The organism is Nonomuraea sp. NPDC001684, assembly GCF_053596515.1.
The window spans coordinates 1-14,011 of sequence record NZ_JBSFGJ010000257.1 but is presented as its reverse complement, the minus strand read 5'-3'; the positions used below and the strand labels follow the sequence as shown (position 1 = coordinate 14,011).

Genomic DNA, 14,011 nt, shown 5'->3' with positions numbered 1-14,011 from the left:
CGGGCGCGGGGCGGTCGCCACTGGCCGTGCCCGTCTGGTACGACTACCTTCTCGTCGCTCTCCCCCATGAGCGCGGCCGTGCCCTGCGGCGAGGTGATGAGCGAGATGAGCCCGGTGCCGGCGGGGGCCCGGCCCGGGTGCTTGTGGTGGTCGACGGTGATCACGTTGAGCACGGGGTCCTCGGCCGCGGGCACGAGCGTGGCGAACCCGCGCCAGCCGGGCGCCGCCGGCCGGGACAGGACGAGGCTGAGCCGCAGCATGGGCGCGTACGTGCACGCCTCCAGGTACGCCCGCTCCTCCGGCGGGGCGCCGGGGTGCAGCCGGGCCGCCACGGGCGCGGGAACGGCCAGGACCGCCGCCCGCGCGCTCACGCTCCCCCGCGGCGACTCCAGCCGCACCCCTCCCGGGCACGGGACCACCCCTGTCACTTCGTGCCCGGTGACCACGTCGAGCCCGGCGGCGAGCACCCTGGCCAGGGTGTCCATGCCGTCTCGGTAGGTGTGCCAGGTGTTCGTGCTCCCGGTGCTCGTCAGGTGCTCGGCGAACACCGCGGCGGACGAACGCCCGGCGTCCCAGCCGAAGAACCCGGCGACCAGCGGCTCGACGAGAAACGCGCGCAGGTCGGGATGGAACTTCCCGACCAGGTCGGCGACGGTGGCCTCCGGGCCCGGACGGCCGCGGGCCAGGCGGAGGCGCAGGCGTACCAGGTCGAGGCGGGCGCGCGGCGGCAGGCCCGCGCCGGTGAGCAGCCCGAGCGGGCGGCCGACGTGCGGGTGGACGCGCCCGTCGCGCCACACGCCGACGGCGTCGCGCACCCTCGGCACGGCCGCCGGGTCGAGGCCGACCGCCCTGATCAGCCGCCAGGTGGCCGGGTAGCCGTCCGCGGACGGCAACATCTCGGCGCCGGTGTCGATCAGGCAGCCCCGCGCCCGCAGCGTGCGCATCCGCCCGCCCACCGCCTCGGCCGCCTCCAGGACGCGGACCGCGAGCCCGGCCCGGTCCAGCGCGTACGCCGCCGCCAGGCCGGCCGGCCCGGCGCCCACCACCGCGACGTCCACGTTCATGCCAGGACCAGGTTGGCCAGCATCAGCACGCCGACGGTGACGCGGTGGGTGCGGATCGCCACCCGCCGGGCCCGCAGCACGTCTCCGCGGACGAACCCGATCACCAGCTGGGTGACGCGGAGGGAGACCAGCGGCACGAGCACGCCCAGGAACCACCAGGGCGCGCCCCCGGCGGCCACGGCCCACCCGACGACCAGGCTCTCGGCCGCGCTCACCGCGGTGACGAAGGCGGCGTTGACCCGCGGGGACGTCCGCGCCGCGACGGTGAACCGCCCGGCCTCCCGGTCACCGCGGGCGTCGTTGGTGTTGGAGTACAGGCCGAAGATCATCGGCCCGAGCCCGAAGAGCACCGCCTGCACCGCCACGAACCCGCTCGCCTGCCCGGTCAGCAGCCCGTACGGCACCAGCACCCACCCCACGCCGAGCCCGACGAGGAACAGCTCCTGGAACCCCCGGTAGCTGAGCTTGAGCCCCCACGAGTACTGCACGGCCGCGACCACGCACGCCGCCGCCGTCACGACCACCCACGCGGGCCGGTGGGGAGCGGCGGCCACGACCGCGGCCCAGAGCACGGCGCTGATCGCGGTGGCCGTCCAGGCGAAGCGCAGCGCCTGCCGCTCGGTGAGCGTGCCGGCGACCAGCGGTTTGCGGGCCAGTCTGCGCCGGGCGGCGTCGGAGGAGTAGTTGGCCGCGTCGCTGCCGTCACGGTGGCCGGTGATGTCGTCGAACCCGACCATCGCGGCCACCACGGCCGCCTCGGCGATCAGCACGGACAGCAGCAGGCCCACCGCGTACGGCTGCCATCGCCCGGCCGGCGGCAGCAGCGACCACACCAGCGGCAGGCCCAGGTAGTAGTCGTAGATGTCGAGCTTGGCCAGCCGCGCGTAGGGGCCGAGGCCGCGGGTGACCACCTGGTCGGTCATGGGTTCTCCTGCGGGGAGCCGTGGGCGAACGCGCAGACCGCGTCGGCGATCCGTTCGACCTCGGCGTCGGCGAGCCGCGGGTGCAGCGGCAGCGACAGGTTGCGCCGGGCGGCGGACTCGGCCACCGGCCAGGACGCGCCGGGCGGCGCGAAGCGGGCGAAGGCCGGCTGGGCGGGCAGCGTGCGCGGGTAGTAGACGTGGGTGGCGATGTCGTGGGCGGCCAGGTGGGCCGCCAGCGCGTCCCGGTGCTCGGTGAGCACGGTGTAGACGTAGTGGAACCGCCCGTCCCCTCCGACGGGCGGTGCCACGATCCCGCGTTCCGCCAGGGGCTCGAAACGCCGGGAGTAGTAGGAGGCGATCTCGGCCCGGCGCGACAGGCGGTCGTCCAGGCCGGCGAGCCGCTGGAGCTGGAAGGCCGCCATCACCTCGTCGAAGCGGCTGTTGTGGCCGACGCGGCGGTGGTGGAAGCGCCGCGCGCCGTCCTGGCCGTGGTTGCGCAGCATCCGTACGTGCGCGGCCAGGGCCGGGTCGTCGGTGATCACCACCCCGCCCTCCCCCGGCATGCCGAACGTCTTGACCTGCACGAACGAGTAGACGCCCGCGTCCCCCCACCGACCGGCGGGCCGCCCGCCCAGCGTGCCGCCCTGGGCCAGCGCGGAGTCCTCGACCAGCCGCAGGCCGTGCCGGTCGGCCAGCTCGCGGAAGCGCGGCATGTCGGCCATCACGGAGAACATGTGGGCCGGCATCACCGCCTTGGTCCGCCCGGTGACCAGCGACTCGGCGGCGGCGGGATCGGCGGTGAGCGTCACGGGGTCGACGTCGGCGAACACCGGCCGCGCTCCCGCGCCGACGACGGTGGCGGCCAGCGGGGCGCAGCCGAAGGCGGGCACCACGACCTCGTCGCCGGAGCCCACGTCCATGGCGGCCAGCACCAGGGTGAGCGCGGACGTGCCGCTGGAGCAGGCCACGACGTCGGCCGCGCCGAGCCGGTGGCGCAGCTCGCGTTCGAACCGGGCGGTGTGCTCGCCCAGGATGAACTTCTGGGCCTCGCCGGTGCCGACGGCGTAGACCGTGCGCAGCAGCGTCGCCCGGTCGGCCTCGAACAGGTCGGCGGCGAAGAACGGCACCCGGCTCATCCGCGCCGCCCTCGGTAGAAGCCCTCGATCTCGTCGCACACGCGGTCGGCCGCGGCGTCGGACAGGTCGGGGTAGAGCGGCAGGGCGAGCGCCCGCTCGCAGGCCGCCTCCGCCCTCGGGAAGTCGCCCCGGACGTGGCCGAGGTGGGCGAAGCAGGGCTGGAGGTGCAGCGGGACCGGGTAGTAGACCTCGGTGCCGATGCCCGCCGCGGCCAGGTGCGCCGCCAGGGCGTCACGGGACTCGACCTCGACGAGGTAGACGTAGCAGACCCGGTTGCCGCCCGGGTGCGGCGGCGCCGCGCCCGGCACGGCCAGCACGCCGGGCACGTCGCGCAGCCGCGCGTCGTAACGGGTGGCCAGCTCGGACCTGCGGGCGATGTCGGCGTCGAGCCGGGCGAGCTTGGCCAGCAGGACGGCGGCCTGGAGGTCGTCCATCTTGCTGTTGCAGCCGGGCAGGATCGTGGGGTTGGCGATGCCGGGGAAGTGGTCGAGGGTGCGGCCGCCGCGGCCGTGGTGGCGCAGCGCCCGCGCGGTCTCGGCGATGCCGTCGTCGTCGGTGAGCAGCGCTCCGGCGTCGCCGATGGCTCCGAGGGTCTTGGACGGGAAGAACGACAGCACGCCGCCCGCGCCGACGAGCCCGGCGTGCGTGCCGTCGAGGCGCATGCCGATGGCCTCGGCGCTGTCCTCCAGCACGGTCAGGTCGCGCCGCCGGGCGACCTCGCACACGCCCCGCAGGTCGGCCAGGCGGTCGAACAGGTGCGCCGGCATGACCATCGTGGTGCGCGGCCCGGCCACGGCGTCGACGGAGGCCGGGTCGATGCCGTGGCCGTGCTCCTCGATGTCGGCGAAGACCGGCACGCCGCCGGCCAGCACGACGGAGCTGGCCGTCGCGATGAAGCTGTAGGCGGGCACCACGACCTGGTCGCCGGGCCGCAGGCCGGCCGCGCGCAGCAGCAGCACCAGCGCGTCGGTGCCGGAGTTGACGCCGACGACGTGCGCCGCGCCGGTCCACAGGGCGAGCCGGCGTTCGAGCTCGGCGACCTTCGCGCCGTGGGAGAACTTGCCGCGGTCCAGCACGTCGACGCACCCGGCGCGGATCTCCTTCCACAGCCGGTCGAACGTCGCCGCCTGGGAGAAGAAGGGGATGGGAGCGGCGGCGGCGCGGGGCGGCGATCCCCCGGGCGGAGAGAGCGTTTTCTCCAAGGTTCCCGTCCTGGTGCGATGGTGGCGGCGGGGCCGCCCGGGGATGCGGCCCGGACGGCCCCTTCTTCGGGCGGAGCCGCCCCGGAGACAGCGGCTCTGGGCGACCCTTCGGCCTGCTCGGGCCTAGGTCACCTGCCGAGCAGAGGGATGTCGTTCTTGCCGAGGTGGTAGTCGCGGACGGCGGCGACCAGCTCGGAGACGGAGAGTCTGCCGGTGCCGTCAGTGTCCATCTGCCGGAAGGCCTCGGCGGCGACCGCGTCGTCGAGCCCGATGGCCGCGAACCACTTGGCCATCTCGGAGGAGTCGACCTCGCCGTCGCCGTCACGGTCGAGGACGTTGACGATGGCCTGGATGGTCGGGCCCACGACCTGGGCGAACCCGTCGTCGCCCCTGCTGATGATCTCGCGCTCGGCGGCCTGGAGGAACTGCGCCTGGTCGAGGCGCGACGCGCCCACCGCCCCCGCGAGGTGGTCGAACATCGCCAGGTACGCCTGCTTCAGCTGATGTGCCTGCGGCGTCCCCTGCACGCCCAGGCCCTCGATGATGCCGTCGGCCTCGTTCTCGAAGTCGGAGCGCTCGATCGCGCCGGAGCCGTCGTTGTCCCAGAGGCGGAAGCGCTCTTCCAGCCGGCTGGTCGTCTTGGTGCCCGCAGCCATTGTCTGTCCTTTCGTGACACGCGCCCGCCCGCCGTGGTGGGGATCATCGGGGGGAAGGACGCGACCTCTAGTGGGCTCGAAAACGAGTGGTTCCCACTACTGTGCGCAATCAGCAGATTACCCTGAGTGACTGAAGGTAAACCAGAGGTCACGGAAAGTAATCAAAAGCTTCTGGAGGGCCTCTACAGCTGGGGCCAAGCGTCTCTACAGCAGGGGCCAGCGGAAGACGCGGGCGCCGCCCTCCTCGGGCTCGTCCGGGAGGGCCTGGCTGAACACCAGCGGCTCGCCCGGCATGAGTCCCAGCTCCCGTCCGGTGACCGCGGGATCGCTGTGGATCAGCACGTTGTAGTGGTTGGGCAGGTGGCAGCCGTCGAAGCCGAGCAGCACCCCGACCCGGCGCCCGCCGATCCACACCTCGTCGCCCCGATCCAGCACGCCGGCCGCGACGATCTCGGCGAAGCCCAGGAAGGCGACCCGGTCGATCCTGGCGCCCGCGTCGGTCTCGGTGTGGTCGGTGGCGACCAGCTCGTGCACCTCGCCGGCGCGCACGCACCGGCTGGCGTACGGTTCGAGCCGCATGCCGCGGTCCTGCCTGCGGTGCACCAGCACCTTCAGCAGGGTCCCGGTGACCGCGGTCTTGGGGCCGTCCTCGTCGGGGTTCACGCGGCACCCCGGCCCGCGCCGGCCTTCTCCAGGCGGTAGACGTCCTCGACGAAGCGCAGGGCGGGCAGGCCGCCCTCGCCGTCGGGGGTGCCGTAGCGCACCGAGCGTTCGAAGGCGGCCAGCACGCCCTCGTACTCGTGCCACAGGGAGTTCTTGAAGCCGGAGTGGCCGGCCAGCATGTCGGCGTACAGGCTGCGGCCGTCGGCCAGGCGCACCTCCAGGTCCTTGCGCTCGCCCGGGTAGGACCAGTCGAGCAGGACGCGCGCGCGGGCCGCGCCGGCGCGCAGCTCGACGTCCGCCTGCCGGTCGGCCCCCGCGGCGTCCCGGTCGACGTGCGCGGAGACGACGTGCGCCGGGCCGAGCAGCAGGTCCACCAGGTCGTAGGCGTTGGGCCCGTTGTCGGCGACGCAGCCGCCGCCGCAGCGCCGTACGTCCAGGTACCAGGAGTCGTCGCCCGCGTGCTCCTCGATGCGTTCCAGGTAGCGCACGGTCAGCTCCTCGACGCGGGCGCCCGCGCACGCCGCGCGCAGCCGTCCGACGGCGGAGTTGTAGCGCCGGTGGAAGGCGGTGAACAGCGGCACGCCCGAGCTCGCGGCCAGGTCCGTGAGCCGCCTGCCCTGCGCGGCGTCGAGGGCGAGCGGCTTCTCCACGCAGACCGGGATGCGCCGCTCCAGCGCGTCGGCGCAGACCCGGGCGTGCAGGTCGTTGGGGACGGTGACCACGACGGCGTCGGGCCGCTCCTCCTCCAGCAGCCGGACGTGGTCGCGGTAGCCGGGGACGCGGTGCCCCTCCAGGACGCGCGGATCGGTGTCGCACACCGCGGCCAGCCGCAGCCCGGACGAGCTGTGGAGGCCCGCCAGGTAGAACCGCGAGATCACGCCGAGCCCGATGACCGCGACGCGCAGCCGGGCGCTCACCGCGCCACCACCAGGGCGGGGGCGTCGAGTCCGGTGGCGGCGGCGAGGGCGGCCAGCTCGTCGTACAGGTCCGTGCCGAGCGGGACGCCCGAGCGCCGGTGTTCCTCGGCCCGGCGATGCTCGTGCCAGCCGGGATAGCTCACCGGCGAGACGGGGTCGGTGGGCGGGCAGCCGAGCAGCGCGCCGAACATCGTGGCCGCGTCGCCCTCCAGGCCCTCGCGCAACGCCCCCGGCGCGACGGCCAGGGCGAGGAAGCCGATGTCGTCGTCGCGCCCGCTCGGGCCGCCGTCGCCGTCGTGGGCGTCGGGGTGGGCGCCGAGACCCGCGCCGGACACCAGCGCGGCCAGCACCTCGACCGCCACCCCCAGCCCGAAGCCCTTGTACTGCCCGGCCTGGCCGCCCAGCCAGAGCAGGTGCGCCCGCCCCTCGTCGAACGCCGCCGCGTCGGTCACGGGAGCGCCGTCGTCGGCGGCCAGCACCCCTTCGGGCAGTTCCTCGCCGTGCCGCGCGGCCTGCCTGACCCGCCCGGTGGGCATGGCGGTGGTGCTCATGTCCAGCACGAAGGGCGGATGCCCGCCCGCGGGGGCCGCGACGCTGATCGGGTTGGTGCCCAGCATCGCCACCGCGCCGCCGGGCGGCCTGGCGATGCGCTGGCGGCCGCAGTTGCTCGCGATGACGCCGATCATGCCGTACTCGACCGCGCGCAGCGCGTGGTGCCCGGCGCAGCCGAGATGGGTGCCCCCGCGTACGGAGACCAGGCCGACGCCGTACGTCGAGGCGCGGCCCGCGGCGATCTCCATGGCCAGGCCGGCGGCCCACAACCCCAGGGCGCGATCGGCGTCGAGCAGCACGGCCGCGCCCCGGTCGGCCAGCACCGACGGCTCGGCCAGCGGATCGACCCGCCCCTCGTCGAACAGCGGCAGGTAGAGCCGGGTCAGGTTGGCCAGGCCGTGCGAGGTCATGCCGACCAGGTCGCCGTAGCACAGCGCGGCGGCGGCCTCGCGGGCGCGCTCCGGGGCCAGGCCGCGGGTGGTGAACACGGCGGCGACGAAGTCCAGCAGGTCGTCGTGGCGCACCCGGACGGCGGCCCGCGCCGGCCGGGCGACTGCCGGGACCGGCGGGTAAGGCTGCGCGGGCGGTGCGTCCGTCGCGGGTGAGGCGGTGGGGTTCATGCTCCTCGTCCAATCCTGTCGTCGGTGAAGGCGATCATCAGCCGGGCCACGGCGGCGGCGAACCCGGCGAGTTCGGCGGCCCGCGCGAACTCCCCTTCGGCATGGGCGTTGTTGCCGGCCAGGTCGCCCGGCCCCAGGACGACCGTGCAGGCGCCCCCGACGCCCGCCATCCAGATGGCGTCGCAGGTGAACGCCGGTTCTCCGGCGGGCCAGGGCGGGATCCCGGCCCGGTCGCGCAGGAGCGCGTGCCCCCACGCGTCGCGGTCGTCGAGCACGGGCAGGCCGCGTTTGCGCCACTCCAGCCGGGTGACCGCCCTGGCGTCGCGGGCGGTCCTGGCGAACAGGGCGGTGCCGCCGAAGGCCGCCGCGAAGGCCGCGAGCCCGTCGTCCAGGGCGCGTGCGAGGTCCCGTTCCAGGCGGCGTCCGGTGGCGGGCGTGGCGTAGGGCAGGTTGAGCAGGAGGGAGCCGCGGCCGTACACCTGGTTGTGGCGGGTGCCGGTGTGCAGGCCCGCCACGCACACGGTGTCCGGGTCGAGCGCCCTGGCCAGGTGCTGGGCCAGGAAGCCGAGCAGGACCGTGGCGTTGTGCCCGGCGGCCGGGCGGTCGTCCACGGCGTGGTCGCCGTCCACCACGATCCGCGCGGTCGCGGCGGCCGTGCTGCGCGGCAGGAACCGTACGCCGGTGGGCTCGCAGAAGACGTTGAGCCGCCCGACGTAGCCGCGTTCGACGAGCGGGCGGGTGCCGAGCACGCCCATGGCCCCGCCCTCCTCGCCCGCCACGGCCTGGATCAGCACCCCGACCTCGCGCCCGATGGCCGGACGGCACGCGCGGGCCGCCCGCAGCCCGGCCAGCAGCGCGACGGCCGGGCCCTTGGCGTCGATCGCGCCGCGGCCGTGGAAGCACTCGCCGTCGAAGCCGACCGGTCCGCCGCCGGCGACCGTGTCGAGATGCACGTTGAACATCACCGTGCGGGACGCCGGGAGGCCGGGGCCCAGCCGCAGCACCAGACTGGGCTGGCCGTCCAGGAAGCCGGGCAGGCCGAGGGCCTCGCGCACGGGCGCGGGGACGTCGGCGCGGTCCAGCTCGGCCGGGCGCACCGAGGTGTGCCGCACGGTGCGGAAGCCGAGCGCCGCTGCGGCCCGCGCGTACTGCTCCTGGGCCTCGCGCAGCCGCGGCGGCGGCCCGGCCGGTCCGGTCTCCAGCGGGCCCGCCGTGGGCAGCCGCAGCAGCCTCAGCAGCAGGTCGCGCTCCGCCGCGTCGAGAGGCACGGCGTCAACGTCCATCGACCTGCCCCACCAGCCGTTCCAGCGCCCGCCCGTACCGGACGAACGCGGCCCGGTCACCCGCGCCCGGGTCGTCGAGGTGGGGGCGCAGCCGCAGGTGCGGCTCGATGGACAGGGCGCCGGCGTAGCCGTGGGCGGACAGCAGGCGCAGGCACTCGGCGACGCCCGCCCGCCCCTCGCCGGGCAGCACGTAGACGACCTCGCCGCCGGGACCGGTGACGGCGTCCTTGACGTGGACGTGCGCGACGTACGGGACGACCTCGCGCAGCATCGGGGCCGCCGGGTAGCCGTGGGCGACGCCGTTGCCGATGTCGAACAGCAGCCGCAGCGCCGGGCTGCCGATCCCGGTGACCAGGTCCAGCATGCGGTCGGCGCGGTCGCCCGCCCAGCCGGCGCAGTTCTCGTGGACCAGCAGCAGCCCGGCGTCCTCGGCCCGGCGGGCCAGCTCGCGCAGCCGGTGGCGGACCCTCCGCCCCCACTCGGGCTCGGGCAGGCCGCCCGAGGGGAAGGACATGATCCGCACCAGCCGCGTCCCCAGCACCGGGCAGCGGCGGGCCAGCACGTCGAGCTCGGCCAGGTCGAGCGCGAAGTCGCCGGTCACCGGCCGCGACCAGTCGCCGATCTTCGAGGCGACCGCGACGACCTCGGCCCGCGCCTCGCGCAACCGCCGCGCCGCGCGCCGGAACGCCTGCTCGCCGAGCGCGGCGACCGGCACGCCGTCGACCGTGCGCAGCTCCAGCCGGTTCCAGCCCAGCTCCCCCACGGCGGCGAGCTGGCCGTCGAGGTCGGGGGCGGCCTCGTCGCCGATGCCGGCCAGCTCAGGAGGTGGTGCCTGCACGCGGCGCCTCCTCACGCCCCGGCTCGTGCGCCGCGCACAGGTGCTTGGCCTCGGTGAGCAGTCGCACGGCGTCGACCTGGACGGGCAGCGCGCCGGGCGAGCGGCGGGCGCGGGCGTAGCGGCGGTAGGCGGCCAGCAGGAAGGCGGGCAGGGCGTCGTCGGTGAACACCGTACGCCGTTCGCCCTCGGCCGTGGCCACCCTGAGCTGGGCGGTGTGGTCGGCGTCGCTGCACGGGTAGTGGCCGGTGAGCGTGCCGCGGTCGAAGTGCAGGGTGATGCGGCGCTCCCGTACGGGCGAGGTCAGGTCGGAGTCGATCTCCGTGCGCACGCCCGAGTAGTGGTCGAGCCGCAGGCTGGCCCGTCCGAGCCGGGGCAGCCGCAGGCGTTCGGTGACCATGTCCTCCCAGGACGCCGCCGAGATCCGGGCGCCCCCGGCCAGGCTGAGCACCACGGCGAGCGCGTGCGGCATCTCGATGTCGAAGGCGGTGGTGGCGTCGGGACGCGCCGCGCTGCGGGTGAACCCGGGCTTGTTCTGCACCACCCGGATCTGCCGCAGGGGGCCGAACTCCTCGGCGCGCATCGCCGCCCGCAGCCGGCCGGTGAGCGTGCTGTCGAGCCAGTGGGTGGCGACCGTGAGGTCGAGGCCCCAGCGCCGGCGCACCCGGGCCACGGCGGCCAGCCCGACCAGGTCGAGCGCTAGCGGCTTCTCCACGATGAACTTGCGGTAGCCGAGCGGCGCCAGCCGGGCCAGCATCCCGGCCCTGACGTGCGGCGGGGTGCACAGGTGCACGACGGTCCGGTCGGGCGGCGCGAGCGCGGCGGCCTCCTCGGGCGACCCGGCCGTCACCGTTCCCCGCACGCCGCCGGGCGGCAGCAGGGGGTCGAGGACGACGACCGGGTCGGGCGCCAGCAGCCCGGGGGCCGCCTCGCGCACCTTGGCCAGGGACGGCAGATGCAGCCCTGCGCCGGATCTGCCCATCCCGACGATGAATGCGTGCAACATGCTGGCGAGCGCCTCTACTCCGTCGCGTACTCGGCTTTCCGGCCCGTACTTTTCCCGCCGGAAGGACGACCTCATTTGGCGCTGCCATTGTCGAATAACTTACCGTGACATGTCAATTACTTTAAGTTACGAGACGGCCCCCGACCAGGAGGGGCGGCTACCGGGCCATGAGCTCGCGGAGCGCGCAGGCGATCTCGACGGGAGACTCCTCGGCCATGAAATGTCCGGACGTGACCGTGTCGTGCCGCAGGTCGGGCGCCCAGGCCCGCCACAGCGCCGCGGCGTCGTAACCGAGGGCGGCGCCCCAGTCCTGCTGGAGCACGGTCACCGGCATGCCCAGCCGGTTGCCCGCGGCCAGGTCGGCGCGGTCGTGTTCGACGTCGATCCCGGCCGAGGCGCGGCAGTCCGCCACGATCGACGGCACGGCGGCCCGGCAGGCGTCCAGGTACGCGGCCCGCACCTCGGCCGGGATGGCCGCCGGGTCGTTGATCCACAGGTCGAGGAAGTGGCCGAAGAAGGCGTCCGGGCTGGCGCCGATGAGCTGCTCGGGCAGGCCGGGCGGCTGGGCCATGAGGTAGAGGTGGAAGCCGACGGCGGCGGTGACGCCGCGCATGACGTCCCACATGTCGAGGGTCGGCAGCACGTCGAGGCAGGCCAGGTGGGTGATCGCCGCCGGGTGGTCGAGGCCGGCGCGGAAGGCGACCAGCGCGCCGCGGTCGTGCCCGGCCAGGGCGAAGCGCTCGTGGCCGAGAGCCGCGGCCAGGGCCACCACGTCGGCGGCCATGGTCCGCTTGGAGTAGACGTCCGGGCCGGTCTCGGCCGGCTTGTCGCTGGCGCCGTAACCGCGCAGGTCGGGGCAGATGACGGTGTGGTCAGCGGCCAGGTCGGCGGCGACGTGCCGCCACATCAGATGGGTCTGCGGGAAGCCGTGCAGCAGCACGATCGGGCTGCCCGAGCCCCCGACGGCCGCGTGCAGCGTGACGCCGTCGGCGACGGGGACGCGGCGGTGCTCGAAACCGGGGATGGTGGTCATGAGGTGCCCTCCTTCGATGGGTGACCGGGTCGATTACCAGCGTGCCGGGGGCGGATGAGCATCCGGTGAGCAAGGGAGGATGGGGAGCGTGTTCGGGGTGCTGGGGCCGGTGGCGGCCTGGGACGACGAGGGTGAGCCGATCCCGCTGAAGGGGCCGCGGCACCGCGCCGTGCTGGCCCGTCTGATCGTCGCCCGGCGCCGGGTCGTCCCGGTGACGCGGCTGGTGGCGGACCTGTGGGACGATCCGCCGCCGGACGCGGTGGGCGCGGTGCGCACGTTCGTGGCCGCCCTGCGCCGGGCGCTGGAGCCCGCGCGCCCGCCGCGCGCCCCCGCCCGGCTGCTGGTCACCGAAGGTCCGGGGTACGCCCTGCGCGCCGCGCCCGACGCCGTCGACGCCTGGCGCTTCGAACAGGCCGTGACCGCCGGCCCGCCGGAACCGGCCCGGCTGACGGAGGCGCTCGGCTGGTGGCGCGGCCCGGCCTACGCCGAGTTCGCCGACGAGCACTGGGCGCGCGCCGAACGTGCCCGCCTGACCGAGCTGCGGCTGCACGCCGTCGAACGCCGGGCCGAGGCGCAACTGGCGCTCGGCCGGGCCGCCGAAGCCGTCGCCGACCTGGACTCGCACGTCGCCGAGCACCCCTGGCGGGAGGACGCCTGGCGGCTGCTCGCCCTCGCCCTCTACCGCACCGGACGCCAGGGGGACGCGCTGGCGGTGCTGCGCCGGGCGCGCACGCTGCTGGCCGAGCACCTCGGCGTGGACCCCGGGCCCCGGCTGCGCCGCCTGGAGTCGGACATCCTGCACCAGGACCGCGGCCTGGCCGCCCCCGCCGACGCCACGGCCCGGGTGTGGGCGCAGGCGGCCGAGGCGTACGACCGCACGGTGGGGGCCGGGGCCCGGGCGCGGCTGGAGTCGACGGTCGGCCTGCTGCGCAACCTCGCGGTGACCGGCGGCGGCGGCCTGGAGGCGGCGCGCGGCCACCGTACGGCGGCCATCGCGGCGGCCGAGGAGCTGGGCGACCCTGAGCTGACCGCCCGGGTGATCGGCGCCTACGACGTCCCGGCGGTCTGGACCCGGTCGGACGACCCCGAGCAGGCGGCCCAGGTCGTCGCCGCGGCGGAACGGGCCCTGGGCGGCCTGCCGCCCGGCGCGTCCGCGGCGGCGCGGGCGCGGCTGCTGGCCACGATCGCCGTCGAGTCGCGCGGCGTCCGGTCGGCCCGCGGCCCGCTGGCCGCCGCCGAGGCCGAGCGCATCGCCCGCCACCTCGACGACCCGGCGCTGCTGGCGTTCGCCCTCAACGGGGTGTTCATGCAGGCGTTCGAGCGGGCGGGGCTGGCCTCCTACCGAGCCCGGATCGGGGCCGAGCTGGTCGCGTTGTCGTCGCGGCACGGGCTGGTGACGTTCGAGGTGCTCGGGCATCTCGTGCGCGTCCAGGCGCTGGGTGCGCTCGGCGACTTCGGGGGCGCCGACCGGCACGCGGCCGCCGCCGACCGGCTGGCGGAACGGAACGAGCTGCCGCTGGTCAGCGTGTTCACCGACTGGTACCGGGTGTTGCGGAAGGCAGCCGGCGGGCGGGTGCCGGCGGCCGAGGAGGAGGCGGCCTACCGGGCGGCCGCGGCCCGGCTGGACGACGTCGGCATGCCGGGGTTGGCGCGGGGGCTGCTGCCGCTCGCGCTGCTGTCCGTACGGGTGCGGCACGGACTGCCGGTCCTGGGCGAGGCCGATCGGGGCGACGTGGAGTGGGGGCCGTACGAGCCGTGGGTGCGGCCGCTCGTCCTGCTGGCGGAGGGGCGGGGCGCGCAGGCCGCCGAGGCGGTCGGCCGGATCCCGGAGCCGCCCCCTGACCTGCTGCTGGAGGCCATGTGGTGCCTGGTCGCGAGGGCCGCCGTCGCAGTTGGCGACCGGCGGGCGGCGGACCGCGCCCGCCGGGCGCTCGCCCCCGCCGCGGCGGAGCTGGCCGGAGCGGGCAGCGGCCTGATCACGCTGGGCCCGGTCGCCGGGTTCCTCGCCGAGCTGGGGGCCTAGCCCCAATGCCGGGAAGTTAAGGGCTTTGGGCTGCTGTCAACTGGTGTTCGGTGAGGATGTTGATGGTGGTGCTCGCGCGGTGGTTGGTGCGGTCGACG

General features: G+C 75.6%; 13 protein-coding genes. 1 reads left to right on the top strand and 12 read right to left on the bottom strand.

Going from position 1 to position 14,011, the window contains the following annotated elements; genetic code table 11:
- The 12 genes from ACWCSD_RS33640 to ACWCSD_RS33585 form a co-directional block, all read right to left on the bottom strand.
- Positions 1–1,064 (bottom strand): protoporphyrinogen/coproporphyrinogen oxidase (locus ACWCSD_RS33640; protein WP_449920945.1); only part of this gene is annotated, 1,064 nt, incomplete at its 3' end.
- Positions 1,061–1,987, bottom strand: coding sequence for a UbiA family prenyltransferase (locus ACWCSD_RS33635; protein WP_449920942.1), 927 nt, complete (start codon positions 1,985–1,987; stop codon positions 1,061–1,063). The genes ACWCSD_RS33635 and ACWCSD_RS33640, both read right to left, overlap by 4 nt.
- Positions 1,984–3,123 carry a DegT/DnrJ/EryC1/StrS family aminotransferase gene (locus ACWCSD_RS33630; protein ID WP_449920940.1) on the bottom strand — a complete coding sequence of 380 codons (1,140 nt, stop codon included), beginning with the start codon at positions 3,121–3,123 and terminating at the stop codon, positions 1,984–1,986. The genes ACWCSD_RS33635 and ACWCSD_RS33630 overlap by 4 nt, the downstream gene beginning before the upstream one ends.
- Positions 3,120–4,325, bottom strand: coding sequence for a DegT/DnrJ/EryC1/StrS family aminotransferase (locus ACWCSD_RS33625; protein ID WP_358300924.1), 1,206 nt, complete (start codon positions 4,323–4,325; stop codon positions 3,120–3,122). Before ACWCSD_RS33625 ends, ACWCSD_RS33630 begins: the two co-directional genes overlap by 4 nt.
- Before the next feature lie 128 nt (positions 4,326–4,453).
- Positions 4,454–4,981: an EF-hand domain-containing protein gene (locus tag ACWCSD_RS33620; RefSeq protein ID WP_449920937.1), complete on the bottom strand. Its 528-nt coding sequence runs from the start codon at positions 4,979–4,981 to the stop codon at positions 4,454–4,456.
- A 204-nt stretch (positions 4,982–5,185) separates the two neighbouring features.
- Positions 5,186–5,644: a DUF6917 domain-containing protein gene (locus ACWCSD_RS33615; protein WP_387676792.1), complete on the bottom strand. Its 459-nt coding sequence runs from the start codon at positions 5,642–5,644 to the stop codon at positions 5,186–5,188.
- A complete protein-coding gene (locus ACWCSD_RS33610) occupies positions 5,641–6,561 on the bottom strand; it encodes a Gfo/Idh/MocA family protein (RefSeq protein WP_397161493.1) in 921 nt (306 codons plus the stop codon). The genes ACWCSD_RS33615 and ACWCSD_RS33610 overlap by 4 nt, the downstream gene beginning before the upstream one ends.
- Entirely contained in the window at positions 6,558–7,733 is a 1,176-nt protein-coding gene (locus tag ACWCSD_RS33605) for an Ldh family oxidoreductase (RefSeq protein WP_449920933.1), read from the bottom strand. Before ACWCSD_RS33605 ends, ACWCSD_RS33610 begins: the two co-directional genes overlap by 4 nt.
- Positions 7,730–9,016, bottom strand: coding sequence for a M20/M25/M40 family metallo-hydrolase (locus tag ACWCSD_RS33600; RefSeq protein ID WP_449920931.1), 1,287 nt, complete (start codon positions 9,014–9,016; stop codon positions 7,730–7,732). The genes ACWCSD_RS33605 and ACWCSD_RS33600 overlap by 4 nt, the downstream gene beginning before the upstream one ends.
- The gene (locus tag ACWCSD_RS33595; protein WP_352353084.1) at positions 9,006–9,854 is read right to left on the bottom strand and encodes a sugar phosphate isomerase/epimerase family protein; all 849 of its coding nucleotides are present in this window, start codon (positions 9,852–9,854) and stop codon (positions 9,006–9,008) included. Before ACWCSD_RS33595 ends, ACWCSD_RS33600 begins: the two co-directional genes overlap by 11 nt.
- A complete protein-coding gene (locus ACWCSD_RS33590) occupies positions 9,835–10,857 on the bottom strand; it encodes an oxidoreductase (RefSeq protein WP_449920928.1) in 1,023 nt (340 codons plus the stop codon). The genes ACWCSD_RS33595 and ACWCSD_RS33590 overlap by 20 nt, the downstream gene beginning before the upstream one ends.
- A 157-nt stretch (positions 10,858–11,014) precedes the next feature.
- Positions 11,015–11,890 carry an alpha/beta fold hydrolase gene (locus tag ACWCSD_RS33585; RefSeq protein ID WP_449920925.1) on the bottom strand — a complete coding sequence of 292 codons (876 nt, stop codon included), beginning with the start codon at positions 11,888–11,890 and terminating at the stop codon, positions 11,015–11,017.
- A 79-nt stretch (positions 11,891–11,969) separates the two neighbouring features.
- Between ACWCSD_RS33585 and ACWCSD_RS33580 the strand changes: the two genes are divergently transcribed.
- Complete coding sequence (locus tag ACWCSD_RS33580) at positions 11,970–13,913, top strand: BTAD domain-containing putative transcriptional regulator (RefSeq protein ID WP_449920923.1); 1,944 nt, start codon at positions 11,970–11,972, stop codon at positions 13,911–13,913.
- The last annotated feature ends 98 nt before the right edge of the window (positions 13,914–14,011 follow it).